A 26,645-nucleotide genomic window follows, 5' to 3' on the forward strand; every position below is an offset into this window, starting at 1 on the left:
TCCATAGGATGTTCGCAATGGTCAAAAATCAAAAATTATATGATTTTAATTTGCAAATGTCATAGATATCATTGCTTTTTAGGGCACATTTTGAAAATTACAGACCATCGTTGTTTTTCGTTGACCTAATTTTTTAACGGCTCGACCACGCAACGAAATCATAGCCAAACCGTTGTAGCACATTTGACCAAACCTATGAAAACAGGAATTATACTAGTAATTTTACTCTTAATATTAGTAGTTGGAATATTGATTTGGCGCAAAAAATCAATCAATGTTGACAAAACGACTATTGAATTTGTTCGACTTGAATCTCAAACTCAATCTACTCAACATCTTCCCTTATTAACAAAAAATTGGATTTCCAAAATTGAAGAAAAATGGAAAAATAAAGACTGGGAAATGTGGAAAAATCAACATTATGATATTTGCGAGAAAATATGCAATGACATTTACTCAACAAATAAATATTGGGAAAAGAATCAAACTCACGCTGACTTTTTAAACGAGTTAACTAAAGAACAACGGATTTACTTCACTCTAATAAACTTTGAATCTCAAGTAAACAATGGAGGAGTCTATCAATTTCTTTTTAATTACCCAGAATTATCAATACTCGCATTAGAAGGAATGCAAGAAACTGGAATGGAGAAATTGGCTACCGATTATGAAATAGTTTTGAAAGAGTATTTCGGGAAATTTGACACAATTCAAGATTTATATTCAAAATTTCAGAATAATAAGAGTGATTGGAATAAACGATTTACAGCATTCGCAGAAGGTTATAAAGAACTTCCTTCAGCGGAAAAAATAGAAGAATACTTTTACGAAGAAAGTTTTGTCAAAACATTTCAGCAAGACTTAACTGAATACGTAAAAGCGAATCGGAATAAATTTTATAGAATTGAATAAAAAACGTGCCACAACAACGTGTATAATTAATTGCGGCTGAATTTCCTCTCGGAAATTCAATCTTATTAATTATCTTTCGGTTACGGCGGAAAATGACTCGCGCCCTTTTCCCGCAACAAAATCATACACGAACACGTTGGCAGCAATTAAAAAATGAACGAATCACACATTCAGACTAGAATTTGTAGAATTGCCGATGGCGTACCATTAAAATTGGGCAACATGACCATTCAGACAACCGATTCTGAAATACTACTTGTAACAGGTTGGACTAACACTGTTTATTTTGAAAACATTAAAAAAAGCACTGTTCTGCGAGAATTGGAAGAGCTAAAAGCCTCTTTTAATGACCTGACCAAGACATATGGTGATTTAAACACAATTATTGATAAGAATAATTTGAAAGTAGAATTTCATATGGCATATGATGACGCAGGAAAAGTTGGAATTGGACTTTGTTCAGAACTGAATGGAAATTTAAATTGGTACGTGTAGAAAAAATAAAAAACTGCTGCCAACACTGGCTATAATCCATTGCTTTGTTGGTTAATTAAATGAATAATTCCTACATTTATCAACCTATGATTCCTACTCGAAAATCCTGCGGATTTTACTCGCAACGGAATCATAGCCAAACCGATGGAACACATTCAGCGAAAGCTGACCAAAGTTGCTACACAGCTGCGCTGTTCCCGCCCCTTTGGAAAATGTGTTCCATCGGCCTGCTAAACCAAATTGCACCAGGCCTTTCCGCAAAATACAGCTTTAGCCGCCCATCGAGGGAAAACGTGAGCCATCTACAGTGCTAAAAGCAATTTGGCCCGGGCCATCGAACTCCCGACACAATAAAGTGGCGCCACCAACATGCTTTCTAAGGAAAGCACATTGGAGCGAGGGACAATGGCTATCGCACTGCCGTGCGACTTCACGCTCTATTGTCTCCCACTTTTTGTATCTTCGTTCTCAAACCCGAACTGCGTTTAGCAGGCCGTTGGGTGTAATTTGGAAAATATACCAATTTTTGGTACTTTTGAGTAAATATTTGAATTATGAGTAAAAACACATCAATATCACTCGGAAATTATTTTGACCAATTTGTGAGTAGCCAAGTTTCTGCTGGACGATACAAAAATGTAAGTGAAGTAATTAGAGCTGGACTTCGACTTTTAGAAAACGAAGAAAGTAAAGTTATTGCTTTGAGGAACGCAATTCAGGAAGGAATTGACAGCGGAATTGCACACGATTTTGACCCAAAAAAACATCTTGAGGAATTAAAAGCTAGACATAAAAAGAATGGCTAAATATGAACTGACCAACAAAGCGGTTGAGGATTTGACTGGAATTTGGGAATACACTATTGAAAAGTGGTCTGAACAACAAGCCGACAGATATTACAACTTACTATTAGATAGTTGCCAAGACATTGCTAACAACCCTGAATTAGGAAAAAATTACACTGGAATAACCAATGATTTATTTGGACTTAAAACCAGTCGACACATAATTTTTTACCGAAAACGAATTAACCAACCGATTTAAATTACTAGAATTTTACACGGACAAATGGATTTAAAAAACAGAATAACTGAATAAAAAACTACACCCAACAATGTATAACCGCAATTACGGCGGATTCGACTACGTCCGAATCCACTCGGAATTGCTAACGTCCGTGCCAAACCGAAAATTAACGCATATTAACCCGTAACTGACGGTTATACGAGACCGATGGAACACATTCAGCGAAAGCTGACCAAAGTTGCTCCACAGCTGCGCTGTTCCCGCCCCTTTGGAAAATGTGTTCCATCGGCCTGCTAAACCAAATTGCAACCGGACTTCCCGCAAAATACAGCTTTAGCCGCCCATCGAGGGAAAACGTGTGCCATCTACAGTGCTAAAAGCAATTTGGCCCGGGCCATCGAACTCCCGATACAATAAAGTGGCGCCACCAACATGCTTTCTAAGGAAAGCACATTGGAGCGAGGGACAATGGCTATCGCACTGCCGTGCGACTTCACGCATCATTGTCTCCCACTTTTTGTATCTTCGTCCTCAAACCCGAACTGCGTTTAGCAGGCCGTTGTGCTACATTATGACCAACCAATAATCAATGATAAAATTCTTTAGAAAAATTAGACAAAAACTACTCTCTGAAAATAAATTCAGTAAGTATTTAGTTTATGCTATTGGAGAAATAGTTCTTGTAGTTATTGGAATTTTAATTGCTCTTGGAATTAACAATTGGAATAGTGAAAGAATAAATACTGCAAGGGAAAAGGACTATTTAATAGGAATCAAGAATGATTTGGAAAAACAAATTCCATTATTCAATAGTTTAGTTAAAAGGTGTGATTCCATTTTAATTGTTGGAAATAACATCCTGAATGATTATAAATCCATTCAAGACTTTTCACTAATCAATGACCTTAATAAGAAATTGTCATTATTTTTTTATGCAGAAAATTTTCCAGAAATATCTACAACATTTGACGAGTTAAAAAGTACAGGACAAATCAACTTAATCAAGAATAAGTCTGTTCGAACTAAAATCATTTCATATTACCAAAACGCAAATGAAAGACAAGTAGATATGAGGTTTATATTATCAGATATTGTTTATAGCCACATTTATCCAACCTTGAAATCATCCACAATTATTACTCAAGAAAATTTGAGTTTAAATAATAACATAAATGATCTACCCGGTAAATTACAATCGGTACTTAAAATGAAGTTAACTGATTCAGATAATGAGCTTGAATTGTTTAATGCAATCAATCTACGGATTAAAGCTGCTTTAGTTAATCAGAGTGTGCTATTAAACGTTAAAGATGAAGCAGTCCAATTAATAGATGAAATAGGAAAAGAGTTAAATTAACGAAAGCATAACTATGTATAAAACTGGAACTGACGGTTATATAAGACCGTTATTAAACATTTGAATGCATACAAAATGATTCACTTAATAGTTGGAAATACAGGCTCAGGAAAAACCACATATTCAAATGCATTGAAAAAAAAGACCAATGGAATTATTTTTTCAATAGATAAATGGAACAACACTTTATTTCTTGCTGACAAAAAACCGACTGATGGTCTTGAATGGTTTCTTGAAAGAATAGAACGAGCTGAAAAGATGATTATGGATTTAGTTAAGCAGTTGGAAAACTCAAATACCGACTCGATTTTAGACTTAGGTCTTTCAAAGTTTGAGCATCGTGAGAAATTCAGAAAATTTGCTAAGCTAAATGACTTTGCAATAAAAATCCACTTTTTAGATATACCACAAGAAACTCGACTGAATAGAGTAATGAAAAGAAATACAGAAAAAGGAGAAACTTTTGAATTTGAAGTGAGCAAAGAAAATTTTGATTTTATGGAAAGCTGGTTCGAAAAACCTACCGAAAAAGAGATGATTGGAGGAATAACCATTACAGAACAAGAAAACGTTTAACAACAACGCTTCATTTATATAAAACAAAGCATGATAAAATTCTTTGGAAAAATTAGGCAAAAATTACTTTCAGAAGGAAAATCAAGAAAGTATTTAAAATATGCCATTGGAGAAATAATACTTGTGGTTATTGGAATTCTGATTGCTCTTCAGGTAAACAATTGGAACATCAATCGCCTTGAACGGAAAAGCGAAACTAAATACCTCAAAAACATCAAAATCGACCTTGAAAAAGATATCATAAATCTAGACTATCAAATAAATCAAAGAAAGAAAAAAGACAGTATTTTTTCAATACTCATTCGTCAGATAAATGGAGCTCCGATTAATGATATGGACCAATTGGCAAGTAATGTGTTCTTCACTTTGATGGAGGACAGATTTACCCCCAATAACAGCACTTATAGTGAATTGGCCAGCTCAGGTAATTTGAACATTATCACCAATGATACTATCAAACAGTTACTATTAAATCTCCAGGAACTTTACAAATTCAATGATTTTGGTATTGAACATGAAATCTATGAATACAGAGAATATATCTCTAAGTCCCTGTTCAAGTATATTGATATAGGCCTCATACGACCAATTTATTATGAGAAAAAAACTGCCGTCGAACTAAATATTAATGAGGCAAGTTTCGAACGACTGTTTCAAAGTGCAGAATATAAAAATGGACTGATAATTGCTCAAGGGATCGCGAAGGATTATGTGCCCATATTTGAGGATATAAAAGGAAAATCTAAAAGAATCATAGAACTTATAGACATATCGTTAAGCACAATGTAACAAAACCATTATCTCTTCGTCTTCCATTAACAAACCAATCGTAAAAGCCAAATGCTTAAAGATTTATCGGAACGTCGAGAAACTTGGACTACGATTTTTATTTTTCTCGCCATTGTTACGGTTATTAGTTCGTTATTTCATTACGCTATTGTTAATTTATACCCTTCGCGAATATATATTGGGGCGCTAATGTGGTGCCCTGCCTTAGCCTCCATAATAACGCTAAAATTAAAGAAACGGCCTATCTCTTCCCTGAACTGGAATTGGGGTGATTGGAAATATTTGCGATGGTCTTATTTCATTCCAGCACTGTATGGTTTAATCACTTATATACTCATCTGGGTTTTCGGATTTGGAAGTTTAGCCAACGAAGAAGCCATTAAAGACTGGGCAAATGAACTTGGTTTGGTTGGAATTGGGACAATAGGTCCGCCATCTATAATAATTATAGCCATTATCTTATTGGGAACTATTGAAGTAATTAGGTCAGCAGCAACCACTTTAGGAGAAGAGATTGGATGGCGGGGTTTCTTTATTTATGAATTAAGAAAAGTCCTTTCCTTTCCGGGTGTTTCGCTTTTCAGCGGCATTGTTTGGGCAACATGGCATTGGCCATTAATTGTATATTATAGTGAAAATGTAATCTTAGAATTGACAGCATTTTATGTTGTGATTATATCGATGTCGTTTATAATGACCTATTTCACGTTTAAATCTAAAAGTTTATGGCCAGCAGTAATTTTTCACGCTGTAAGCAATGTGTATATTCAAAAAATATTTCCTCCTCTAACAATAAAAATTGAAGGAACGGAACACTGGCTGGGCGAAAACGGCATTATGTTCGCCATTGTAACTTGCGTTTTTGGAATTTACTTTTGGCGAAAAGCCATTAAAGAAAAAATATAATGGATAACAAAGCAAAAATGAAATCACTTTTTTACCTCATCACTTTAAGCCTATTAATTACAAGTTGCTCCAAGAACAATGAAAGCTTAGCGGATATTGAGTATACAGTCCAGTCTAATTTAAATGATAATATTCCCTCGCTACAGGTGGAATTTGATTATGAAAGCGACAGCAATGGGTTAATTGTTTTAAGGTATGAAAACAACTCGTGGGGAGACAACGATATTTTTAATTGTATAAAAAACTTTGAAGTCTCTCCCAAACCTGATGACATAGAATTTAAACGAGATAGCAGTCAAATAACCATTAAAACCAAACCAAATTTAAAATCAGCCATCCACTACCAGATTGTCCAAGATTATAAAGGGTTGCCACAAAATCAGTTGCGATACAGACCCATAGTCGATTCTACCTACTTTCATATTTTGGGCATGCGGTTATTTATGGTACCTGAACGGATATTCGAAACGGATACAAGCAAGGCGAATATCAAAATAACGTATGAGAAAAATCTAAATACAGAACTATATCATAGCAGTTTTGGCAAAAACAACGTTCAAAACATAGAAGTTATCAGGGAAGATTTATATGCGTCTTTCTTTGTGGGTGGAGACTTTAGAAGGTATTCTTTCCCATTGGAAAAGGACACCATTTATTTTGTGACCAGAGGAAACTGGAAGCCCTTTCATGACCAAGATATTTTCAATATTTTAAAAGAAACCATTAGCGCACAGCACAACTTTTGGAACGACCCGAGAGAAGGCAACTTTTCCGTTTCACTGATCCCTACTTTTGAAGACTGGTATTCTGTTGGTGGAAGCGGCTTTTCATCATCTTTCATCTCATTTGCCTCAAACAACAACAAGGTTACTTTGGCCCACATGAAATGGTTGTACAACCATGAATTATTGCATAAATGGATAGGAAGAACCATCATTAATGAAAATGAAGTGGAGCAATACTGGTTTAGCGAAGGTTTTACAGATTATTATGCCTATAAACTGTTGCTTAAAAACAACCGCTTTAACACAACAGAATACATAGATATTCTTAACAAGGAAGTCATTATTCCGCATCATAAAGACCCTATGAACAATATCCCGAATGCTGCATTGACCTTTGAAGAATATTGGACCAATTACGTTAAATACATGAAGCTCCCTTACAGACGAGGACTTTTGTACGCCTTTTATATTGACAATAAAATAAAGGAGCAAAGCCAATATACACAAAGCTTGGATGATGTGATACTCGAATTATTTGAAATGGCTTTGCAAGACGAACATATGAGACTAAATCATACCCTGTTCTTACATACCTTGTCAAAATACTTAAACGACACATATACGGCATCAGATTTTGAAAAATACATCAATCAAGGCGAGCTGATTGATTTTACAAATCAACTTCCTGAAGGGCTCTTGGTTGAAGACCAAGAGGGCATTCCAATATTAAAAATTGAATCTGACGATTTGGAAAAACTTGGAAGTCAACTAAAAACGTAATACCTGTTATTTTTAATGTGAATGTTGAAGGACAAAAAAAGTAAAAAGAACAACGAATAGCTCAGTAACCAGGTTCAACAACTCATTTTAGCTTCATTACTTTTTTCTTTTGGAAGACCCATTTACCAAAATTTTGCCTTCTTCTTTTTTAATTTAGTAAATTAGGGAACAAACCATTGTTAAAATAGTTTGTGTGATGCCGTAAATGACAGATAACAACAAAATACAACTTGAATTTTTAGACCACGTTGCCATTAGAGTTACAGATATGGAAGCATCGGCTAAATGGTATGAAAACGTCTTGGGGCTTAAACGCTATCAACTGCCCGAATGGAAAGACTTTCCAATTTTTTTACTTTCTGGAAAGTCAGGAATTGCCTTGTTTCCAGCAAACATAACAGATGCCGAACTTGATTCAACTTCAAAAAATGTAAAAATAGACCACTTCGCTTTTAATGTAACAAATGAAAATTTTGAAAAAGCTAAGAATAGATATCTTGAATTGAATTTGAAATTCAACATTCAAGATCATCATTACTTTGACTCCATATACACCAGAGACTTGGATGGCCATATTGTTGAACTAACTACGATTAAAGTAAATGAGGAATACTTTTATAAATAATAACTAAAAACCATGGGCTCTCATCCAATCAATCTCATTTTTCGTTTTTTACTTGAGTTAACTGCTCTAATCTCTTTCGGTATGTGGGGATGGAAACAAAATGACGGATGGTTACGCTTTATCTTTGCCTTCGCCTTGCCAATAATTCTGGCCACAGCCTGGGGAGTTTTTGCAGTTCCAAACGACCCCAGTCGTTCTGGTTCCGCACCAATCGTCACACCAGGTTTGGTTAGGCTTCTTTTAGAATTGGCTTTTTTTGCATTTGCTACATGGTGCTTAAAGGATATTGGTTTCACAAAAATGAGCATCATTTTTGGTTTGCTGGTCATTGTACACTATGCATTATCATACAATCGTGTGGTATGGCTATTAACACGCTGAATGGAATGTGTTTGAAAACACCAACAGCTCTCTATAATATACCGCTGTAACGTTTTTCAATTCTATTCGTCGTGAATAAAAAACAACAATGAAAGCACCTTACTGGCTTACCCTTTTTCTAACTTTAATAACCATTTACACTTCAACTGCACAACAACCCAATACTAAGTTTGGAAGAAATGAAATTATCGAAGATTTGCAGTATTTATATAGCTCGTTAAAAGAAGCCCATTACAATATTTATGCGTATACCACCAAAGAAGAATTTTCTAAAAATTACGAGGAGGTAAAGTCATCAATCACTAACGATTCCATTTCGCTCCTGGAAGCCACAACAATGCTCCAAAAAGTAATCTCGGCAGCAAATAATGGGCACACCGAAATAGATTTCCCTGGAGCTTCGTATCTTTTTTTCGGCTATAACGGAGGAACCGTATTTCCTTTAGAAATTGCCTTTGAAAACAACAAAAGTTTAATACGAAAGAACTTTTCCAACAACCCGGACATAAAAATTGGCTCAGAAATAATAAGCATCAACGGTATTTTGATGAAAGATATCATGGCTAAAATTTACCCGCTCGTTTCAGCCGAGAGAACATACTTTAAAAACGCAAAAATTGAGATGTATTCGTTTCCAAGATACTATTGGCAGGTATTTGGAAAGCAAGACCTATTTGAAATTTCTGTACGTCTAAATGGAACGGTCACGAAGCATTCAATTGAAGCGGTAAACCTCATTGAAGATTATGAAATGAAGCGAACTGAAATTCTTAATGCCCAAATGAAACTGAAATTCTATGAGCAATCAGTTTATTTAAACCCCGGAAATTTTTCGGGTGACGAACAAAAGTATCAGCAATTTATAGATTCCGCCTTTGCAGAAATAAAAAACAGCAACAGCAAAAACCTCATAATTGACCTGAGAAACAATGCAGGAGGTGATGACTCTTTTAGTAATTATTTAGTGTCATATATTGCAAACAAACCCTTTAAATGGAATTCAAAATTCACCCTAAAAACAAGTCAGTTTCTAAAAACGCACACAAGGCAACACAGCGATACAACACATGTATATTTTCAAAATATACTGTCACATAAAAACGGCGAGATTTACCCTTATGAGTTTAATGACTACCAACCTCAAAATGACCAAAAAAGGTTTTCTGGAAAAGTATTCATTCTTATAAATAGGCAGTCCCATTCTCAGGCAGCTGTTACAGCAGCTCAAATTCAAGATTATCGTTTCGGTATCATTGTAGGTGAAGAAACAGGAGATTTCCCATCGTTGTGTGCGTCTCAATTTCAATATACATTACCAAATACAAAAATCCCAGTTAAGGTTTCCAAAGGATTTATTGTTCGTGTAAACGGAAGTACGAAAAAAGAAGGGGTAATTCCTGATATCGAAATAAAAGATCATCTATTGGACGAAAATGATGAAATATTGGATAATCTTTTAGCTATTTTGGACGAACAAAAGTTGTAACAAAACCACATTGTCGCCAAAATTTAAGGATACAAAAAAAGCCTTTCAATTTCTTGAAAGGCTTGGTCTTTTTGGGTGGAAGATCGGTCTCGAACCGACGACCTCCTGAACCACAATCAGGCGCTCTAACCAACTGAGCTACAACCACCATGTTAAGCGCATTATAAATGCGAGTGCAAATGTAAATCTTTTCAATGGTATCTACAAAGACTTTTTTAATATTTCTAATTAAAATATAATAAAAGATTCTGCAAGCCGAATTACTTTAAATCAAACAAACTCTCAACAGCAACGTATCGTTCTGCCGTAAAACCTTCAGCATGTTCTACCCCTATCAAACGCCCTAAATCGCGAGCCCTGTAAATAATACTATCAGTAAAATTTTTGCTTGATATTGGGGTTTGGGGTTCTTGGCTGCCTTCATTATAAAATTGTGTTTTAAAGGCCATAACAGCTTCCATCTTTTGGCCAACATAACCAGTTATATCAACAACGACATCAGGTTCTATATTTTTCCACTGTATAAAATGGTAAACTTGCTTCGGCCGCCAAGCGTTCTGTGGTTTACCATCTAGATTAGTTTCAATTTTAACCAATCCACTTAAAAAACAGGCATCACTGGCTAGTTTACTGCCTTTTCCGTGATCAATATGCCTGTCATCCACGGCATTACACAAAACAATTTCAGGTTGGTATTTCCTTATAATCTTGATAATTTCTAATTGGTGCGCTTTATCGTTAGTGAAAAACCCATCTGCAAACCTAAGATTCTCTCTAACTAAAACACCAAGTATCTTTGCTGAATTTGCAGCTTCTACATCCCGTGTTTCTGCCGAACCTCTGGTTCCAAGTTCTCCTCGGGTCAAATCCAAAATGCCAACTTTCTTTCCACGGGTCACTTCTTTTGCTATGGTTCCGCCACAACCTAACTCAACATCATCTGGATGCGCCCCAATGGCTAAAATGTCTAATTTCATATTTATTTCTTTTGATTTTTGGGTCACTTTCTCCTTCATTGCAACAAAAATTTGCAACAAAAAACTCGGTAATCTTAAAACCTGTTATTACGCAAACGTATTCGTAAATGTATTTAACATTTTTTAGGCCATAAATATAGTAATAATTGAAAAATGAGGTATAGCCTCAAAGCATGACATTTGTCATAATAATTAGAGACCTCCATCTGTAATTTTACACTGTAATTCTGAGGCACTATCCTAAGTGTCAAAGTTAAAAAGAAAACAAGAAATGATCTATTTAATGCTTGCCATATTAGTTGTTACCATAGCCCTCTTTGTTTGGGGAAAGTTTCCACCAGACATTGTGGCATTGATATCTATGATTACACTTTTCTTAACAGGTATTTTAGATGCCAAGGAAACTTTAAGCGGCTTTAGCAACCCAACAGTAATTATGATTGCGGCCCTGTTCATTATTGGAGAAGGAATTGCGCAAACTGGTTGGACCGCCCTTGCTGGTAAGAAATTTGTTGAATGGGCTGGAAAAAGCGTTCCTAAACTATTGGTCATCGTAACACTTGGCGCCGGCGTTTTATCTGGTTTTGTTAGTAATACAGGTACTGTGGCTACGTTGATGCCTCTTACAATATCATCTGCCTGGAGTATTGGTACGCTACCGTCAAAAATGTTAATGCCCGTTGCCTTTGGTTCAAACACAGGTGGTTTATTGACATTAACCGGTACTCCCCCAAACATCATTGCAAGCAACGCTTTGATTGATGCTGGGTTTGAAGGTTTTTCATTTTTTGAATTTGGTCTGATTGGTGTTCCCTTACTCATAGTGGCCTTGTTATACTTTAGATATATAGGCTATAAATTATTGCCAAAAAACAAAACCAATAACAAACCGGTAAATATTGAATCTACCTTACACAATTGGATAGAAGCCTATAAAGTTGACACTGGTTACTACAGACTTCGTGTTCGATCTATTTCTCCATTGTTGAATACGCAACTAAAGGATTGGGACTTCGAAAAAAACTATAATGTATCCATCATTAGAATAAAAAGAAGACACCCTAACGTTCTAAAAAAGATACCAACGTTTATTGAATTTCCAGACCCAAATACCGAGTTTCTTTACCACGACATCATTACGGTTAAAGGAGAAACCGATGCCATCAATAAAATAATGATTACGTTCAGATTAGGCCTGTTGCCCCTTGAACCCATCACTGATGAGCTTAAGCATAACCTAATCAATCAAGAGGTTGGTATGACCGAAGTGATTGTAAACCCTAACTCAATTTTGGTTGGAAGAAAATACAAATTAGGCGATTACTTCAAAAGATTTGGTATCCAACTTTTGGCAGCCTCAAGAAACAATAAGGCCTTACAGGAAAATGAAATTACCGTAAAAGCAGGAGATGCCTTTTTATTAAGAGGTAGTTGGGAACATATTGAAGATCTTAAAAACCAACATGAAAACTTAGTTATTATTGGAAGTCCTGAGGGTATGGCCAAAAATGTTGAAAACCTAAATACCAAATCATTCATTGCCATGGGCGCACTTATACTCATGATTGTATTAATGGTATTGAATGCTGTACCAGGTTCCATTGCAGCTCTAATTTCAGCTGGGGTTGTTCTATTAACAGGCTGTGTACCAATATCAAAAGCCTACAAAGGCATTAGCTGGACCAGTGTGGTTATGATTGCCGCCATGATACCAATGGGTATTGCACTGCAAAAAACAGGTACTGCCCAAGTTATTGCCAACGGATTGGTAAGCTATTTAGGCTCCATACACCCCATTTTATTGCTAGGTGGCGTGTTTTTACTAACAACAACATTCAGTCAAGTAATAAACAACTCAGCCACAGCGGTACTAATGGCTCCTATAGCCATACTTGCTGCCAGCTCGCTGAACTTATCGCCTGCCCCATTTATGATTGTGGTAGCGATAAGTGCATCAACAGCATTTTTAACACCAATAGGCACCACAACAAATGCCATGGTGATGACAGCTGGAGCTTATAAGTTTATGGACTACCTAAAAGTAGGTGCTCCACTACTATTATTCATTTTTATAATCACGTTGATATTAGTGCCTGTAATATGGCCATTTTAAAATAAATTTTAATAAGAACCTTAAAAATTAAATGACATGAAAGAATCAGCAACAGTAACTGCAGGTCCAGATTTAGAACAATATGGACTGAAAAACGTAGATGTGCATTGGAACCTATCGCCTGAAGAACTTCAAAAAATAACAGTTGAAAAAGGTATGGGAAGAGAAACCGCTAACGGAACACTTGCCATTAACACTGGCAAATTTACTGGGCGTTCACCTCAAGATAGATTTTTGGTAAAAGACGATTATACTGCAGATAAAGTTTGGTGGGGAAAAACTAACAAACCTCTATCTCCTGAGAATTTCGATAAACTTAAAAACGAAGTTCTAAAATACCTTTCTGGAAAAGAAATTTATGCAAGAGACGGATACGTTTGTGCCGAGCCAGAATTCCGCACAAATATTAGAACCATAACTGAATTCCCTTGGTCTAATCTATTTGTTTACAACATGTTCTTAAGACCAAGCGAAAAAGAATTGGAGAATTTTAAAGAAGATTGGTTAATCCTTTGTGCTCCTGGATATATTTGTCCAGATCCAAAAGAATACGGTATTCGCCAAGGTAATTTTTCAATCATCAACTTCACCCAGAAAATCGCTTTGGTTGGAGGATCAGCTTACACAGGTGAAATGAAAAAAGGCATTTTCTCTGCATTAAACATGATTTTGCCGGTTGAAAAAAATGTATTGCCTATGCACTGTTCAGCCAACGTTGGCAAATATGGCGATACCGCCATTTTCTTTGGATTATCTGGAACAGGAAAAACGACGCTTTCAGCAGATCCTGAAAGAAAGTTAATTGGTGATGATGAGCATGGTTGGACAGCGGATAACACCATCTTTAACTTTGAAGGTGGATGCTACGCCAAAGTAATTGACCTTACCGAAGAAAAAGAACCAGACATCTTTAGAGCGGTAAAACCAGGTGCTTTACTTGAAAATATTGTGATTAAAGACAATGGCGAGCCAGATTATGAAGATAGTAGCATTACTCAAAACACACGTGTAAGCTACCCAATTTATCATATTGACAACATTCAAGAAACCCTTTATGCCAATAACCCAAAGAACATTTTCTTCTTAACTTGTGATGCCTTTGGTGTATTGCCTCCAGTATCAAAATTAACGCCTGGCCAAGCCGCATATCATTTTATTTCAGGATACACAGCTAAAGTAGCTGGAACTGAAGCTGGAATTACTGAGCCTGTGCCTTCATTCTCTGCTTGTTTTGGCGAGCCATTTATGCCATTGCACCCAACGGTTTACGGAGAAATGTTAAGCAAAAAAATGCAAGAAGCTGGTGTAAATGTTTGGTTAATCAATACAGGATGGAGCGGCGGCGCTTATGGCGTTGGTTCCCGTATTAAACTGAAATACACCAGAGCCATGATTACCGCAATTCTTAACGGTGAATTGGACAATGTGGACTATGAACAAAACTTTATTTTTGGTTTATTTATGCCGAAATACTGTCCTGGTGTTCCATCTGAGATTTTAGATCCGATGAACACTTGGTTACAAAAAGGTGCTTATGTGGGTAAAGCCATTCAATTGGCGCACTCATTCCACTTAAACTTTGAGAAATTCGCACAACAAGCATCCGAACAAATTATTGAAGGAGGTCCGCTAATTGATGAACACCATCACTTACACGAACACTTTTAATAGGTTCTTATTAACCTTAAAAGGAGCTCTTTTAGAGCTCCTTTTATATTTTACAACATCATCTGTTTGGCTGTTTAAACCTTTAAATGAACGGAGCAGCTTTCTGGCTAAACATTCTTTAACTGAAAAACATTTACAATTCCTTTTTGAAACAAACCACAGTTCCTTTCAATTCTTAGTATATTCACAAAAAATTTTCAAATGCTAAAAGCAGTTATTTTTGATATGGATGGCGTTATTATTGACAGCGAACCATTGCATATACGAGCTTATAACAATATGTTCAATGAAGTTGGCATTAAGGTATCATCAGCGCTTTATGAATCTTTTACAGGGCAATCTACCATTAATATCTGCAAACGTTTGTGCGATACCTTTAACTTAAAAGAATCTCCCGAGGATTTAGTGGCCTTAAAACGTAAGCACTACAGACAGTTTTTTGATGCAGATTCTGATTTGGCGCTTATTGATGGTGTTTTGGATTTGATAAAAAACTATCATGAAAACGGGCTAACTCTTGTATTGGGCTCGTCGGCATCCATGGATGGCATTAACCTAATTTTTGAGCGCTTTGATTTAAATAAATACTTTAAAGCCAAACTAAGTGGTGGTGATTTAAAACAGTCCAAACCACACCCCGAAATTTTCATCAAGTCCGTTGAAGCCACAGGATTTAGTAAGGAAGAATGCATTGTTATTGAAGATTCAACCAATGGTGTAGAAGCCGCCAAAGCCGCAGGTATTTTTTGCGTAGGCTATGATAGCTTTCATTCTAAAAACCAAGATTATAGCAAGGCTAATTTGATCATCGAGAACTTTGAAGATATAGCCTTTTCAAAAATTAAAAATATTTTAAACAAGTAAAACAAATAGTTTTTGCCTGTTTAATCCATTTTTCTATTGGCCCTTAAAAGCTTATTTTGCTCTTCCATAAGCTCGTTTAGGTTAGAAAGCAATTCGATATCTTTTGGTGTGGCCACCGATGTGTCCTTGGAATCCTGTGCTTTGTTTTTCAATCGGTTCATAAACTTTACGACTATAAAAACGGTAAAACCTATAATTAAAAAATCAAGCACTACCTCGCCTAAAGCACCATAACCAATAGCAACCTCATCGGTTATGGTATTGCCTGAGGCATCCATTACAGCGTCTTTTAAAATGATGCGTTTATCGTGAAAATTCACACCGTTTGTCAGTAATGATAAGGGAGGAAGAAACACCTTTTTAACCAACACATCAATAACTTTATTGAACGCTGCACCAATTATTATACCTATGGCCATGTCTATCATATTGCCCTTTACAGCAAACTCTTTAAATTCCTTTATTAATTGCATAATCCTTGTTTATATTTAAACACAAAGATAAAAGTCAGCGTCGTATTCACCTAAAAGTTGAACAATTGTTGTAACTTATATCACTTTTCACTCAAATCAAATGGAGTCTAGAGACCATTATAAAAACGGGGTAAATCCGAAAAACCAAAAGAGTAGGAACTAAAATTTAAGATTATGCCAAAATATGTAATCGAAAGAGAGATTCCAGGAGCTGGTGATTTAACTCCTGAACAATTAAAAGGAATTTCACAAACTTCTTGTGGAGTTTTAAGAGAATTAGGACCTGAAATACAATGGGTTCACAGCTATGTAGCTAATGATAAAATTTATTGTATCTACAACGCTCCCAATGAAGAAATGGTTCGTGAGCATGCAAAACGAGGTGGCTTTCCTTCTAATAAAGTCAGCAAAGTATTATCAATTATTGACCCTGTTACTGCCGAGTAATATATTATCCATAAGGATTAAATCAATTCATATTTCCATGCACAACCGTTTATAATCTCAATTACTGGTGGACAAGCTAATTGCAAATCCAACAGTAATCATTAATATTGGTAATCGAAAACTAAAAACCATCAAAAAAAGGTTGTAAATAAATACAATGAAGAAAACCCTATATGATTTAACCAAAGAAGATTGGAACACGCTTTTTCCTATTAAGTTGGTCGACCATAATCCCAACTGGAAAAATATTTACGAAAGGGAAAAAAGGCAAATTATTGAAAAAGTTGGGACAGAAACCATTTTAAGGGTTGAGCAATTTGGCAGTTCGGCCATACCACATATTAAATCAAAGCCTTATATTGACTTGTTGATTGAAATTCCCGAAGAACTTTTATTTGACGAAAATCTCATTGCAAAATTTACTAAATTGGGTTACACCCATTTTGTAGTTCCTGCTAGGGACAACATTGAGGCATACTCATCTTTTGGCAAAGGGTATAATCTTGATGGCAAAAAAGAACAGATTTTCCACATACATATGTGCCCCAAAAACAATTTGATGTGGCGACAAATTGAATTTCGAGATTATTTGAATGCCCATAAAGAAAGAGCCAAAGCCTATGAAACTTTAAAACTCGAACTGGCTTCAAAATACAGAAATGACCGAGGGGCTTACGTTTTGGGAAAAACGAAATTTATTAATGAAACACTCATACTGATTACGCAAAATCAGTAGGCAAGACAAAAATGTCTTAATGAGGATTACAAAGCACCATAAGCAAAAAATGAATTTATCAGATTACGTAAAGAAAAGAAATGGAGTACCGATGGGTGAAGCTAACTCACTGCGCAATATGATGAATCGCTCTCTTGGGTCTGGTAAATTTTCAAGGTTTTGGAACTATTGGAATCCGATTTGGGGTTATTATTTAGGAAAACATATTTATAAGCCATTAAAAGGTATCTTCCCTTCTGCCCTATCCCTAATACTAACATTTGGATTTTGCGGTTTTCTGCATGATTTGGTCATTATGATGATTAGATGGAATTATTCGTTCCTTTTTACACCTTGGTTTTTAATCATGGGGTTTTGGGTTGTAATTACTGAATTCTTGAACATAGACTATTCAAAATACACTTGGGTGATTCGTGCATTAATAAATTTAGCCTTCATTTGCAGCAGTTTATTAATTGCCTATCAGATAAGAATTTAAGGGCATCAAAAAGAACAAACAACTTAAAGTTTTAAATCCATGAAACCAACACCCGAACATAATGAACGCATAGCTAAACTTACTTTTTCATCTGTGTACCCGCACTATGTCACAAAAGTAGAGAAGAAGGGAAGAACAAAGGAAGAACTGCACCAAGTAATAACGTGGTTAACGGGATTTGACAACAAAAAACTCCAACAACTAATTGATGACAAAGTAACTTTTGAAACCTTTTTTAAACAGGCCAATATCAACCCAAATGCAGCTCTTATTACCGGTGTTATTTGTGGCTACCGCATTGAAGAAATACAAAATCCTATAACCAAGCAAGTACGGTATTTGGATAAGCTTGTATTTGAATTGGCCAAGGGCAGAAAGATGGAAAAGATTTTAAGGGTCAAATGATAACTATTGTTTATCGATTCCCAAAAAACACAAACTACTTTTTGTAAAACTTGGCATAGCCTCGGTAACCAAATAAGCCAAGAATGGCAATGAGTAAGCAAGCAATACTTATAAATTTCACACTAACAATTTGGTCACCACTAGCATAACTGTGCAATCCAGCCAAATAGAAATTCACCCCAAAATAGGTCATTAAAATACTGGAATACGCCACGATAGACATCAAGTTAAAAAACCATCGGCTGCGCAAACCTGGCACCAAACGCATATGGATGACAAATGCGTAAACCATAATACTAATAAGCGCCCATGTTTCCTTAGGGTCCCAACCCCAATAACGTCCCCAACTTTCGTTGGCCCACATACCGCCTAAAAAGTTACCAATGGTTAACATAACCAATCCAACAGTCAGTGCCATTTCGGTTATAATAGTCAACTCTTTTATGTTTAGATCCATTTTTAGTCTATTATTTTGGGTAGTAACAGCCATCAATAACAAAGACACGATGCCCAAAATCATACCCAGTGTAAATGGTCCATAGCTGGCTACAATTACCGCCACATGTATCATCAGCCAATAGCTATTCAATACAGGTTGTAGGTTGGCTATAGCAGGATCCATCCAATTCCAATGGGCAATCATTAAAATCATAGAAGTTACAAAAGCAGTCGAGGCAATTGTTAAATCGCTTTTTCTTCCAAACGCCAAACCAAAAAACATCGTTGCCCAAGCCACATAAATCATAGACTCGTAAGCGTCGCTCCATGGGGCATGGCCAGAAATATACCAGCGTACAATCAAACCAGCAGTGTGCAATACAAATAGACCAACTATGACCCATTTGAAAACATTTATCGAAATATTCAACAACTTACTTTTTTCATTGAATATTTGGGCAATCAACAGCACAAACATTAAAAACCCCGCATATAAATACCAACTAAACAGTTTTTTGAAAATATCATACTTGTTGTAAAGCACTTCGGTATTAATCTTTTTATCGGTAAGCATGACTTCACCTCCAAAGCGGTGTTGTGTTTTTTTGAATGCTTCAAGCAACTTATCAGCTTCAGAAAAATTTCCAGTTTGTTTCGCCCGGTTTAAGGTGAACAAGTAGGTTTTAAAACCATTTCTAATAAAATTTCCGTAAAGGGTGTCATGAACCTTTGAGGCGTCCATCCTATAATCGTAAGCCGAAATCCATTTGTTATTTTCATCATCAGGAATCGGGAATATTTTCAAAGACATACCCTCGATGGTGTTATACATCAAACTGACTCGCTGGTCAGTTTCCTTGAATTCTTTCTGAAATCCGTTGGGTACTTGCGCCTTATAAGCCTCATCCAAAAAAGGTGCTAAAATGTACTCCCCTTTATCAGTGAAAAAATCTGCCAAGGCCACATATTTTTCGGATTTTGGGACATGGATAAGATTTCTGATGGAATCGCCCTTTTTTGGTTTTAAATAGATGATGGGCACATTGTACCAAAGCATGGGACTTTCTTGAATGGATAAGAAAACTTGGTTGGCATCAAAATCCTCATACGTATCGTGCTTGCTCAACTTACGCAACATTTCTGAAGCATAGGTGTTTACGGGCATCATACGTCCGCTTAAATCCTGAATAACCAAATGACCAAATTTATCGGCATGTTCCTTGGGCGTGATATTGGCGCTTAAAATAGAATCTATTTGTGCTTTGGTAGTTTGAGTATGATTGTGGCCATCATCTGCCTTATGTTCTTGGGTAAAACCATGCAGTCCAAAACATAAAAACAAAACCGTGAACAACTTCGCTTTTTTGGTCTTTACTTCTTCAAGACGGCGCTTTAAATCACCAAATCGGGAATATTTGCTAAACAAAATAGCCATCAACCCAAAATAGAGCATAAAATAACCGATGTAGGTTATCATGGTCCCCCAATAATCGTGGTTTACTGAAAGAATGGTTCCTTTTTCGTCGGGATCAAAACTAGATTGGAAAAAACGATAACCGTCGTGATCCAAAATATTATTCATATAGATTTTATAATCAAAATCCTCTGTTCGGTCGTCAATTACGGTTACCTCGCTTGAGTAAGCAGAATAGCCTCGTTCAGTACCCGGATAACGCTCGGCTTCAAAATCATTTAACTTTATGGAAAAAGGCAATTCTAAAACCTTACTGCCATATTTAAAAGCAAAATCCAAACTACCAACTTGTATTTGCTCAAACCTTCCGTTTGATCCTTTTCCGCCTAATAACCCCAATTGCTTGGTTTCGCCATTTGTGGTAACGTTTAGCACCACACCATCTTGATCATTTTTAAGCAACTGTGATTTTTGAACAATATCAAAATGCCCCTTTACAACGGGCTTTGGAAACACCAATTGCATATTCCCGATAACGTATCTGGAACGCAAATACAAAGGCTGTAAACTGTCCTTTACCAATTTTCCCTGAGTCATGGTTGCCATGGTCATATACTCGCCTTCAAAAGGGGAATCAATACTCAATGAATCGCCTTGATAGGTAATGTTAATTGCTCCATTGGTTGGTTTATTCAAGGCAAACAGGACATTATGGATGCTTGAAACCTCCCCTACTTTTAAAAAGTGATTATGCGGCCCTGATTGCCCTGCCTCAACTACTTTAAGGTATTCCTCACCGGTTTCATCGGGAATGATATCCTCCTCGGCACCAACAATAAATTTTTCCAATTCAATGGTAACAGACTGTTGGTTATATTTTGTTTCAATTTTAAATTCGTTTTCTAAACGTCCTGAAAAATCAACTTCACTTTCAATTGGTAATCGCTGTGGCACACCATCAATCAAATAATCACCATCAATGTAAGTCGTAATGTATGTTTTTTGCGAAAGAAAAGTGTCTTCGGTAGCACCCTCCCGAATGGCCATCATACCCTCAAAACTAAAATAGCGAGTCACAAAGGCACCAAATAGAATAAAAATAAACGCCAAGTGCAAAATAAAGGTCGCCCATTTTTCTTTCTTGTAAAGTCTAAATCTAAAAATATTCCCGGTAAAATTTATGATGAAAAATACCATAATGGCCTCAAACCACCAGGCATTATAAATCAAGTTTCTAGTGTAAGGTGTTGGGGATGTTTCCTGCCCGGCATCCAAAATAGTTCCCGTTGCCATGGCAGCGGCAAAAGCGATAAATAAAACAGCAGTAAGCTTGGTTGAAAAAAATATATTGGCAAGTTTTTTTTGGATCATGAGACACCTATTTTAAAGGTCGTGCAAATTTAGGGATTTATAGTTTATATAATGGTGTTAAAGTATTGGAAAAAGCTTGAGGCTGAAAAACAGAATACTGTCTACCGATTCCTCGCCTCAAAAATCTTTAGGTAAAGGAAAGTTCCCATTTTACGGGCGCGGTGTTTGGCATTTTCGGCATAATCGCCTTTAAAAAGTTCATCAATGGTTTGAAACCAAAGGTTTAGCCAAAGTCCGAAATGCAATTCGGTTATACTGTGATTATGTGCTTTATCAACTCGCACATGGGCTTCTAAAGGATTACCCAAATATTTGGTTTTTAAAAACAAACTTGATTCCCAAAATGTTGTGAGCCGTTCTAAATGCGCATCCCAATCTTTTATCGTCTCATTAAAAAAAGGTCCTAAAACGCTATCTTGCCTCACTTTTTTGTAAAATGAGGATACCAATAAATAGACATCTTCCCTATTTTTAATATCGGTTTTTTCCATGGTCGGTAAAGATAAAACATTCGGTTTTTAAATAGGCTTTTATTACCTATTTTAGCACTATGATTTCAGTCGTAATTCTTGGTGCTGGCAATGTGGCCACACATTTATTCAAAGCTTTTAAAAAAACCGAAAATATTTCTGTTATTCAATGGTATAACAGAAGTTTGGATACCATCAATCCATATAAAAACAAGGTGGAAATAACCAACAATCTGAACGAACTAAAACCTGCCGATGTATATATTTTGGCCGTTAGTGATGATGTTGTTGGCGAACTTTCTTCAAAATTACCTTTTGAAAACAGATTGGTGGTCCACACCTCAGGAAGCGTCGGCATTCATGATTTGGATAAAAAGCACAAACGTGGTGTATTGTACCCTTTGCAAACCTTTAGTAAAAACGCCGTCATTGATTTTGCCAACGTTCCTATTTGCATTGAAACCATTGACAAAGAAGACTATCACGTTTTAAAGGAATTGGCGAAAAGTTTGGGAAGCCCAACAAAGCGCGTAAACAGCAACCAACGTCGCGTTTTGCATCTAGCCGCTGTTTTTGTCAATAATTTTACAAATCAGCTTTACCGTATAGGGCATGAAATTACAGAAAGTGAAGGTGCTGAATTTGACTTTTTGAAACCCTTGATTTTGGAAACGGCCAACAAAGTACAGGAATTATCCCCTTACATGGCACAAACGGGTCCAGCCAAGCGCAACGACCAAAAAACTATAAAAAAACATTTAAACCTTTTGGAAAACGAGCATCACAAAGAAATTTATGAACTGCTAACCAAATCGATTCAACACACCCATGGAAGAAAAAAGTTATAAGGAATATTTAGAGCACATTACCACGTTTATTTTTGACGTTGACGGTGTTTTAACCGATGGTTCGGTTACCATTACTACCGATGGTGACATGTTACGAACCATGAACACCAAAGACGGTTATGCCCTAAAAACAGCCATAAAACAAGGGTTTAATATTTGCATTATTTCTGGTGGAACAAACGAAGGTGTGCGGACTAGATTAAACCATTTGGGTGTTGCCGATGTTTATTTGGGTGCGGACAATAAAATTGAACAGTTAAACGACTACTTAAAAAAACACCAAATAAAATCGGAAAACACACTTTTTATGGGTGATGACATTCCTGATTTTCCAGTAATGAAAATGGTTGGTTTACCTTGTTGTCCGCAGGATGCCGTTCCAGAAATAAAAGGTATTTCAAAATATATTTCACATAAAAAAGGTGGCAAAGGGGCTGTTCGAGATGTGATTGAACAGGTTTTAAAAGTTCAAGGAAAATGGAGTGGCGATTATGGTGCTAAGTATGATTAATATCCTCCTTAAACCATGAACCTTTTGAATCTTATACGTTGGAAAAACCTGTTAATGATTGCCCTTATGCAATTGTTAATCAAATATGCTTTGTTGGAACCTTTTGGTGTTCAAACAGCTTTAGATGGCTTGGGCATTTCTCTTTTAATTATTGCCACCGTCTGTATTGCAGCGGCAGGAAATATCATCAACGATATTTACGATGTTGAGACCGATAGCATCAATAAACCAAACAAAGTGATTATTGGCAAAAGCATTTCAGAAAAAACAGCGTACAACTTCTTTATTGCCTTTAATTTAATTGGTGTTGCTATTGGTTTTTATTTATCACACAAAATTGGCAAAGCTCCATTCTTTTCCATATTTGTTATTATTTCAATCCTCCTTTATATTTATGCTTCTTATTTAAAACGTACTTTGCTGATTGGCAACATGGTCATTTCCATTTTGGTTGCACTAAGCATTATTATTGTTGGTGTTTTTGAACTTCTCCCCACTTTAAATCCTGGGAATAGAGTGACCCAAGTTCTATTTTTTAAAGTCATTCTAGATTACTCTTTATTTGCCTTCACCATTAATTTTTTACGTGAAATAGCTAAAGACATTGAGGATATTGATGGCGATTATAAAACCCAAATGAACACCCTGCCCCTAACCATTGGAAGGGAAAGAGCCAAAAATGTGTTAACCATTTTAAACTTTGTTCCATTGGGGGCCATAATATTTTATGTGAATTCGAATTTTTACAAACAGCCCATTGCTCTTGGGTATTTTTTGCTCTTTGTGGTTGGGCCACTCATCTATATCGTTATAAAAACCTTTAGTGCGAAACTGAAATCGGACTTCCGTCACCTGAGTACCATGTACAAATGGACCATGCTTTTTGGAATGCTTTCATTACTTTTATACAAGTTTGTAATTCTAAATTAATGTTCAACGAAAAACTAAAAAACCATCACATTATATTGGCTTCAGGTTCACCTAGAAGACAAAAGTTTTTAAACAATCTGGGGGTTCCTTTTGAAATTCGGCTAAAACCCATCAAAGAAGAGTATCCCGATCGGTTAACGCATTTTGAAATCAGCGATTATCTGGCACAGCTCAAGGCCATGCCGTTTAAAAATGAATTGCAACCGAATGATATTCTGATTACCAGCGACACCATAGTTTGGCATAACAATAAGGCTTTAGGAAAACCTGTTGATACTGATGATGCATTCCGTATTTTAAAATCTTTGAGCAACAGCACCCACGAGGTTATTACATCGGTTTGCTTTACCACCACTGCATTTGAAAAAACCATATACGACATCACAAAAGTGACATTTAAGGAACTGACAGACGAAGAAATAATGTACTACATAGAAACCTGCAAACCTTTTGATAAGGCAGGTGCTTACGGCATTCAAGAATGGATTGGCGAAATAGGTGTCACTAAAATTGAAGGTTCTTACTTCAACGTTATGGGGCTGCCCGTCCATTTAGTTTACAAAGCGCTAAATGCCATTGCAGAACTTCCCTGAAGTTGCAGTTTGATAAAAAGCACAAAAAGTAAACTTATTAAAAAGCTTTAAAAATTATTTTGCGTGTATCTTTGTATAAAATTTTACATCTAACCCTATGTTTTTAAATTTCTTGAAAACCTACCAAGATGAGTTAATCATCACTGGTATTATACTTCTTTCATTACTCATTATTCGTTACATCACGCATTTTACCATTACTAAGGTAGCCAGAAAAAACGATATCAATGAAGCCAGAATCCGCTTGATTAGAAGGTACATTACCGTAACCTTATTTCTTGTGGCGCTGCTACTGGAATCGTTTGTTTTTGGTACAGAGTTTAAAGAAATAGCCGTCGTTTTCTCATCCATTTTTGCAGTTATAGGTATTGGCTTGTTTGCTATTTGGTCCATTTTAAGCAATATTACTTCGGGAATCATCATGTTTTTTAATTTCCCTTATAAGGTTGGCGATAAGATAAAAATACATGACAACGATTTTCCGGTCACAGCTATTATCGAGGATATTCGTGCCTTTCAATTGCATTTACGCATGGACAACGGCGACTTGGTAACTTACCCTAATAACCTGATGCTTCAAAAGGCCGTTACACTTTTAGAAAAGGATGCCATTGATGACCCTGTGGAAGACGATTCAGAAGCCGTTTAAATAAAACTGGCCACATTTTTCAGTAGTCAATTGTATATTTCCTATATTTAAACGAGAATAACTGCAATGGCTAAAACAAGAAAATACTTTTCCAAAAAAAAAATAGGTCAAGCACCGGGAAGTATCATTTACACCGGTGAAAAAGAATCGCAAAAGCTTTTTATCGATGCCTTTGATTATACCAAGGATACCTGTATTGAGCGTGAACTTGTAAATGTTGAAGAATGTTTTGACTTTGAAGAAGGCACCATTACTTGGATAAACATCAACGGTTTAAGCCATGTAGATGCCATTGCAAAAATTGGTGAGCATTATGAGCTTCACCCCTTGGTACTTGAGGATATCGTGAACATTTCGCAGCGCCCAAAAATTGACGAATACGAAGATTATTTGTTTGTGGTGCTAAAAATGTTGTATTACGACCCCAGCGAAAAAATAGTTTCAGAACAGGTAAGCTTTATACTTGGGCCGGAATATGTGCTCTCCTTCCAAGAGTCTGAAGGAGATGTTTTTGATAGCGTTAGGGAACGTATTAGGCATGGCAAAGGTCGTGTTCGCAGTATGAATTCTGATTATTTGCTGTATGTACTGATTGATGCCATTGTAGACCATTATTTTAGCGTGATTGAAATTTTGGGCGATAAAATTGAAGATTTTGAAACGGCCATTTTTTCAGGTGATGTCAGTAAAGGAGACATCAGCCAAGACATACAAAACCTAAAACGTGAAATCTTAAGGGTACGCCGCGCTATTTTTCCGCTTCGTGAGGTAGTCAGCCGTATTGAAAAAGACCAAAATAACCTCATTCACGAAAAAACACTCACCTTTTACCGCGATGTTTACGACCACTTGATACAGGTATCTGAAAACATTGATATTTACCGCGAAATGATTTGGAGTTTAATGGATATGTACATGACCACCATCAGTAACAAAATGAACGAGGTGATGAAAGTACTCACCATTATGGCCTCCATTTTTATACCCCTAACCTTTATTGCGGGCATTTACGGCATGAATTTCGAATACATACCAGAACTGCAATACAGATATTCCTATTTTATCCTTTGGGGCGTTATGATTGTTCTTTTTATAGCCATGCTTATTTATTTTAAGCGAAAAAAGTGGCTATAATCACGTCATTATTTACTTATATTTAACGGAATAAATATAATGCAGATAAACGCCATTGCGTTTAGCCA

Annotated in this window: 29 protein-coding genes and 1 tRNA gene; 25 read left to right on the forward strand and 5 right to left on the reverse strand. The window is 36.2% G+C overall.

Going from position 1 to position 26,645, the window contains the following annotated elements:
• The first annotated feature begins 195 nt into the window (after positions 1 to 195).
• The 12 genes from WJN01_RS10260 to WJN01_RS10315 all read left to right on the forward strand — a co-directional run bounded on the left by WJN01_RS10260 (position 196) and on the right by WJN01_RS10315 (position 10,058).
• Positions 196 to 912: a DMP19 family protein gene (locus WJN01_RS10260; RefSeq protein WP_445197072.1), complete on the forward strand. Its 717-nt coding sequence runs from the start codon at positions 196 to 198 to the stop codon at positions 910 to 912.
• A 153-nt stretch (positions 913 to 1,065) separates the two neighbouring features.
• Positions 1,066 to 1,407: a hypothetical protein gene (locus tag WJN01_RS10265; RefSeq protein WP_445197073.1), complete on the forward strand. Its 342-nt coding sequence runs from the start codon at positions 1,066 to 1,068 to the stop codon at positions 1,405 to 1,407.
• Positions 1,408 to 1,961: 554 nt separating this feature from the next.
• A complete protein-coding gene (locus tag WJN01_RS10270; RefSeq protein WP_445197074.1) occupies positions 1,962 to 2,213 on the forward strand; it encodes a type II toxin-antitoxin system ParD family antitoxin in 252 nt (83 codons plus the stop codon).
• On the forward strand, positions 2,206 to 2,451 hold the full coding sequence (locus WJN01_RS10275) for a type II toxin-antitoxin system RelE/ParE family toxin (protein WP_445197075.1): 246 nt from the start codon (positions 2,206 to 2,208) through the stop codon (positions 2,449 to 2,451). The genes WJN01_RS10270 and WJN01_RS10275 overlap by 8 nt, the downstream gene beginning before the upstream one ends.
• Before the next feature lie 571 nt (positions 2,452 to 3,022).
• On the forward strand, positions 3,023 to 3,790 hold the full coding sequence (locus WJN01_RS10280; RefSeq protein WP_445197076.1) for a DUF6090 family protein: 768 nt from the start codon (positions 3,023 to 3,025) through the stop codon (positions 3,788 to 3,790).
• 75 nt (positions 3,791 to 3,865) lie between these two features.
• The gene (locus tag WJN01_RS10285; RefSeq protein WP_445197077.1) at positions 3,866 to 4,366 is read left to right on the forward strand and encodes a P-loop nucleotide/nucleoside kinase family protein; all 501 of its coding nucleotides are present in this window, start codon (positions 3,866 to 3,868) and stop codon (positions 4,364 to 4,366) included.
• 30 nt (positions 4,367 to 4,396) lie between these two features.
• The gene (locus WJN01_RS10290) at positions 4,397 to 5,155 is read left to right on the forward strand and encodes a DUF6090 family protein (RefSeq protein WP_445197078.1); all 759 of its coding nucleotides are present in this window, start codon (positions 4,397 to 4,399) and stop codon (positions 5,153 to 5,155) included.
• 51 nt (positions 5,156 to 5,206) lie between these two features.
• Positions 5,207 to 6,061 carry a CPBP family intramembrane glutamic endopeptidase gene (locus tag WJN01_RS10295; protein ID WP_445197079.1) on the forward strand — a complete coding sequence of 285 codons (855 nt, stop codon included), beginning with the start codon at positions 5,207 to 5,209 and terminating at the stop codon, positions 6,059 to 6,061.
• Positions 6,062 to 6,078: 17 nt separating this feature from the next.
• A complete protein-coding gene (locus WJN01_RS10300) occupies positions 6,079 to 7,566 on the forward strand; it encodes a M61 family metallopeptidase (RefSeq protein ID WP_445197080.1) in 1,488 nt (495 codons plus the stop codon).
• 205 nt (positions 7,567 to 7,771) lie between these two features.
• Positions 7,772 to 8,191, forward strand: coding sequence for a VOC family protein (locus WJN01_RS10305; protein ID WP_445197081.1), 420 nt, complete (start codon positions 7,772 to 7,774; stop codon positions 8,189 to 8,191).
• Between the two features lie 12 nt (positions 8,192 to 8,203).
• The gene (locus tag WJN01_RS10310; RefSeq protein ID WP_445197082.1) at positions 8,204 to 8,572 is read left to right on the forward strand and encodes a YrdB family protein; all 369 of its coding nucleotides are present in this window, start codon (positions 8,204 to 8,206) and stop codon (positions 8,570 to 8,572) included.
• An 88-nt stretch (positions 8,573 to 8,660) separates the two neighbouring features.
• A complete protein-coding gene (locus WJN01_RS10315; RefSeq protein WP_445197083.1) occupies positions 8,661 to 10,058 on the forward strand; it encodes a S41 family peptidase in 1,398 nt (465 codons plus the stop codon).
• A gap of 73 nt (positions 10,059 to 10,131) precedes the next feature.
• Here WJN01_RS10315 and WJN01_RS10320 read toward each other — a convergent pair.
• A tRNA-His gene (locus WJN01_RS10320) sits at positions 10,132 to 10,207 on the reverse strand.
• Between the two features lie 111 nt (positions 10,208 to 10,318).
• Positions 10,319 to 11,035 carry a bacillithiol biosynthesis deacetylase BshB1 gene (gene bshB1, locus WJN01_RS10325; protein ID WP_445197084.1) on the reverse strand — a complete coding sequence of 239 codons (717 nt, stop codon included), beginning with the start codon at positions 11,033 to 11,035 and terminating at the stop codon, positions 10,319 to 10,321.
• A gap of 283 nt (positions 11,036 to 11,318) precedes the next feature.
• Here bshB1 and WJN01_RS10330 point away from each other — a divergent pair, with 283 nt between their 5' ends.
• The 3 genes from WJN01_RS10330 to WJN01_RS10340 all read left to right on the forward strand — a co-directional run bounded on the left by WJN01_RS10330 (position 11,319) and on the right by WJN01_RS10340 (position 15,680).
• Positions 11,319 to 13,148, forward strand: a complete 1,830-nt coding sequence (locus tag WJN01_RS10330) for an SLC13 family permease (protein WP_445197085.1) — start codon at positions 11,319 to 11,321, stop codon at positions 13,146 to 13,148.
• A 36-nt stretch (positions 13,149 to 13,184) separates the two neighbouring features.
• The gene (pckA, locus tag WJN01_RS10335; RefSeq protein WP_445197086.1) at positions 13,185 to 14,816 is read left to right on the forward strand and encodes a phosphoenolpyruvate carboxykinase (ATP); all 1,632 of its coding nucleotides are present in this window, start codon (positions 13,185 to 13,187) and stop codon (positions 14,814 to 14,816) included.
• Positions 14,817 to 15,017: 201 nt separating this feature from the next.
• Positions 15,018 to 15,680: an HAD family hydrolase gene (locus WJN01_RS10340; RefSeq protein WP_445197087.1), complete on the forward strand. Its 663-nt coding sequence runs from the start codon at positions 15,018 to 15,020 to the stop codon at positions 15,678 to 15,680.
• A 20-nt stretch (positions 15,681 to 15,700) separates the two neighbouring features.
• On the opposite strand, the gene mscL is transcribed toward WJN01_RS10340, so the two are convergent.
• Entirely contained in the window at positions 15,701 to 16,153 is a 453-nt protein-coding gene (gene mscL, locus WJN01_RS10345) for a large conductance mechanosensitive channel protein MscL (protein WP_445197088.1), read from the reverse strand.
• 174 nt (positions 16,154 to 16,327) lie between these two features.
• Between mscL and WJN01_RS10350 the strand changes: the two genes are divergently transcribed.
• The 4 genes from WJN01_RS10350 (at position 16,328) to WJN01_RS10365 (ending at position 18,219) form a co-directional block, all read left to right on the forward strand.
• Positions 16,328 to 16,600: a DUF4242 domain-containing protein gene (locus WJN01_RS10350; protein WP_370476509.1), complete on the forward strand. Its 273-nt coding sequence runs from the start codon at positions 16,328 to 16,330 to the stop codon at positions 16,598 to 16,600.
• 157 nt (positions 16,601 to 16,757) lie between these two features.
• Entirely contained in the window at positions 16,758 to 17,336 is a 579-nt protein-coding gene (locus WJN01_RS10355; RefSeq protein WP_445197089.1) for a GrpB family protein, read from the forward strand.
• Positions 17,337 to 17,385: 49 nt separating this feature from the next.
• On the forward strand, positions 17,386 to 17,814 hold the full coding sequence (locus WJN01_RS10360; protein WP_445197090.1) for a hypothetical protein: 429 nt from the start codon (positions 17,386 to 17,388) through the stop codon (positions 17,812 to 17,814).
• Positions 17,815 to 17,853: 39 nt separating this feature from the next.
• A complete protein-coding gene (locus WJN01_RS10365) occupies positions 17,854 to 18,219 on the forward strand; it encodes a DUF2200 domain-containing protein (protein WP_445197091.1) in 366 nt (121 codons plus the stop codon).
• A gap of 34 nt (positions 18,220 to 18,253) precedes the next feature.
• On the opposite strand, the gene WJN01_RS10370 is transcribed toward WJN01_RS10365, so the two are convergent.
• Together WJN01_RS10370 and WJN01_RS10375 are read right to left on the reverse strand one after the other, a co-directional pair.
• Positions 18,254 to 21,442, reverse strand: a complete 3,189-nt coding sequence (locus tag WJN01_RS10370) for a cytochrome c biogenesis protein (protein WP_445197092.1) — start codon at positions 21,440 to 21,442, stop codon at positions 18,254 to 18,256.
• Between the two features lie 101 nt (positions 21,443 to 21,543).
• Positions 21,544 to 21,933, reverse strand: coding sequence for a group III truncated hemoglobin (locus WJN01_RS10375; RefSeq protein ID WP_445197093.1), 390 nt, complete (start codon positions 21,931 to 21,933; stop codon positions 21,544 to 21,546).
• Between the two features lie 59 nt (positions 21,934 to 21,992).
• Here WJN01_RS10375 and WJN01_RS10380 point away from each other — a divergent pair, with 59 nt between their 5' ends.
• The 6 genes from WJN01_RS10380 (at position 21,993) to corA (ending at position 26,577) form a co-directional block, all read left to right on the forward strand.
• On the forward strand, positions 21,993 to 22,760 hold the full coding sequence (locus WJN01_RS10380; protein WP_445197094.1) for a Rossmann-like and DUF2520 domain-containing protein: 768 nt from the start codon (positions 21,993 to 21,995) through the stop codon (positions 22,758 to 22,760).
• Positions 22,741 to 23,271 (forward strand): KdsC family phosphatase, encoded by a 531-nt coding sequence (locus WJN01_RS10385; RefSeq protein ID WP_445197095.1) that lies wholly within the window; start codon positions 22,741 to 22,743, stop codon positions 23,269 to 23,271. The genes WJN01_RS10380 and WJN01_RS10385 overlap by 20 nt, the downstream gene beginning before the upstream one ends.
• A 15-nt stretch (positions 23,272 to 23,286) precedes the next feature.
• Positions 23,287 to 24,201 carry a geranylgeranylglycerol-phosphate geranylgeranyltransferase gene (locus WJN01_RS10390; RefSeq protein WP_445197096.1) on the forward strand — a complete coding sequence of 305 codons (915 nt, stop codon included), beginning with the start codon at positions 23,287 to 23,289 and terminating at the stop codon, positions 24,199 to 24,201.
• Positions 24,201 to 24,794 carry a Maf-like protein gene (locus tag WJN01_RS10395; RefSeq protein WP_445197097.1) on the forward strand — a complete coding sequence of 198 codons (594 nt, stop codon included), beginning with the start codon at positions 24,201 to 24,203 and terminating at the stop codon, positions 24,792 to 24,794. The genes WJN01_RS10390 and WJN01_RS10395 overlap by 1 nt, the downstream gene beginning before the upstream one ends.
• A 97-nt stretch (positions 24,795 to 24,891) precedes the next feature.
• Entirely contained in the window at positions 24,892 to 25,443 is a 552-nt protein-coding gene (locus WJN01_RS10400; RefSeq protein ID WP_370476516.1) for a mechanosensitive ion channel domain-containing protein, read from the forward strand.
• Positions 25,444 to 25,509: 66 nt separating this feature from the next.
• Positions 25,510 to 26,577, forward strand: a complete 1,068-nt coding sequence (gene corA / locus WJN01_RS10405; protein ID WP_445197098.1) for a magnesium/cobalt transporter CorA — start codon at positions 25,510 to 25,512, stop codon at positions 26,575 to 26,577.
• Positions 26,578 to 26,645 lie beyond the last annotated feature (68 nt).

This window comes from Tamlana sedimenti, from assembly GCF_038148895.1.
In the GTDB taxonomy this organism is placed as follows: domain Bacteria; phylum Bacteroidota; class Bacteroidia; order Flavobacteriales; family Flavobacteriaceae; genus Tamlana.

What these genes read in the sequence shown, in the direction of transcription:
- WJN01_RS10260 (WP_445197072.1), top strand. Translation starts at nt 196, where the DNA reads ATGAAAACAGGAATTATACTAGTAATTTTACTCTTAATATTAGTAGTT.
- WJN01_RS10265 (WP_445197073.1), top strand. Translation starts at nt 1,066, where the DNA reads ATGAACGAATCACACATTCAGACTAGAATTTGTAGAATTGCCGATGGC.
- WJN01_RS10270 (WP_445197074.1), top strand. Translation starts at nt 1,962, where the DNA reads ATGAGTAAAAACACATCAATATCACTCGGAAATTATTTTGACCAATTT.
- WJN01_RS10275 (WP_445197075.1), top strand. Translation starts at nt 2,206, where the DNA reads ATGGCTAAATATGAACTGACCAACAAAGCGGTTGAGGATTTGACTGGA.
- WJN01_RS10280 (WP_445197076.1), top strand. Translation starts at nt 3,023, where the DNA reads ATGATAAAATTCTTTAGAAAAATTAGACAAAAACTACTCTCTGAAAAT.
- WJN01_RS10285 (WP_445197077.1), top strand. Translation starts at nt 3,866, where the DNA reads ATGATTCACTTAATAGTTGGAAATACAGGCTCAGGAAAAACCACATAT.
- WJN01_RS10290 (WP_445197078.1), top strand. Translation starts at nt 4,397, where the DNA reads ATGATAAAATTCTTTGGAAAAATTAGGCAAAAATTACTTTCAGAAGGA.
- WJN01_RS10295 (WP_445197079.1), top strand. Translation starts at nt 5,207, where the DNA reads ATGCTTAAAGATTTATCGGAACGTCGAGAAACTTGGACTACGATTTTT.
- WJN01_RS10300 (WP_445197080.1), top strand. Translation starts at nt 6,079, where the DNA reads ATGAAATCACTTTTTTACCTCATCACTTTAAGCCTATTAATTACAAGT.
- WJN01_RS10305 (WP_445197081.1), top strand. Translation starts at nt 7,772, where the DNA reads ATGACAGATAACAACAAAATACAACTTGAATTTTTAGACCACGTTGCC.
- WJN01_RS10310 (WP_445197082.1), top strand. Translation starts at nt 8,204, where the DNA reads ATGGGCTCTCATCCAATCAATCTCATTTTTCGTTTTTTACTTGAGTTA.
- WJN01_RS10315 (WP_445197083.1), top strand. Translation starts at nt 8,661, where the DNA reads ATGAAAGCACCTTACTGGCTTACCCTTTTTCTAACTTTAATAACCATT.
- bshB1 (WP_445197084.1), bottom strand. Translation starts at nt 11,035, where the DNA reads ATGAAATTAGACATTTTAGCCATTGGGGCGCATCCAGATGATGTTGAG.
- WJN01_RS10330 (WP_445197085.1), top strand. Translation starts at nt 11,319, where the DNA reads ATGCTTGCCATATTAGTTGTTACCATAGCCCTCTTTGTTTGGGGAAAG.
- pckA (WP_445197086.1), top strand. Translation starts at nt 13,185, where the DNA reads ATGAAAGAATCAGCAACAGTAACTGCAGGTCCAGATTTAGAACAATAT.
- WJN01_RS10340 (WP_445197087.1), top strand. Translation starts at nt 15,018, where the DNA reads ATGCTAAAAGCAGTTATTTTTGATATGGATGGCGTTATTATTGACAGC.
- mscL (WP_445197088.1), bottom strand. Translation starts at nt 16,153, where the DNA reads ATGCAATTAATAAAGGAATTTAAAGAGTTTGCTGTAAAGGGCAATATG.
- WJN01_RS10350 (WP_370476509.1), top strand. Translation starts at nt 16,328, where the DNA reads ATGCCAAAATATGTAATCGAAAGAGAGATTCCAGGAGCTGGTGATTTA.
- WJN01_RS10355 (WP_445197089.1), top strand. Translation starts at nt 16,758, where the DNA reads ATGAAGAAAACCCTATATGATTTAACCAAAGAAGATTGGAACACGCTT.
- WJN01_RS10360 (WP_445197090.1), top strand. Translation starts at nt 17,386, where the DNA reads ATGAATTTATCAGATTACGTAAAGAAAAGAAATGGAGTACCGATGGGT.
- WJN01_RS10365 (WP_445197091.1), top strand. Translation starts at nt 17,854, where the DNA reads ATGAAACCAACACCCGAACATAATGAACGCATAGCTAAACTTACTTTT.
- WJN01_RS10370 (WP_445197092.1), bottom strand. Translation starts at nt 21,442, where the DNA reads ATGATCCAAAAAAAACTTGCCAATATATTTTTTTCAACCAAGCTTACT.
- WJN01_RS10375 (WP_445197093.1), bottom strand. Translation starts at nt 21,933, where the DNA reads ATGGAAAAAACCGATATTAAAAATAGGGAAGATGTCTATTTATTGGTA.
- WJN01_RS10380 (WP_445197094.1), top strand. Translation starts at nt 21,993, where the DNA reads ATGATTTCAGTCGTAATTCTTGGTGCTGGCAATGTGGCCACACATTTA.
- WJN01_RS10385 (WP_445197095.1), top strand. Translation starts at nt 22,741, where the DNA reads ATGGAAGAAAAAAGTTATAAGGAATATTTAGAGCACATTACCACGTTT.
- WJN01_RS10390 (WP_445197096.1), top strand. Translation starts at nt 23,287, where the DNA reads ATGAACCTTTTGAATCTTATACGTTGGAAAAACCTGTTAATGATTGCC.
- WJN01_RS10395 (WP_445197097.1), top strand. Translation starts at nt 24,201, where the DNA reads ATGTTCAACGAAAAACTAAAAAACCATCACATTATATTGGCTTCAGGT.
- WJN01_RS10400 (WP_370476516.1), top strand. Translation starts at nt 24,892, where the DNA reads ATGTTTTTAAATTTCTTGAAAACCTACCAAGATGAGTTAATCATCACT.
- corA (WP_445197098.1), top strand. Translation starts at nt 25,510, where the DNA reads ATGGCTAAAACAAGAAAATACTTTTCCAAAAAAAAAATAGGTCAAGCA.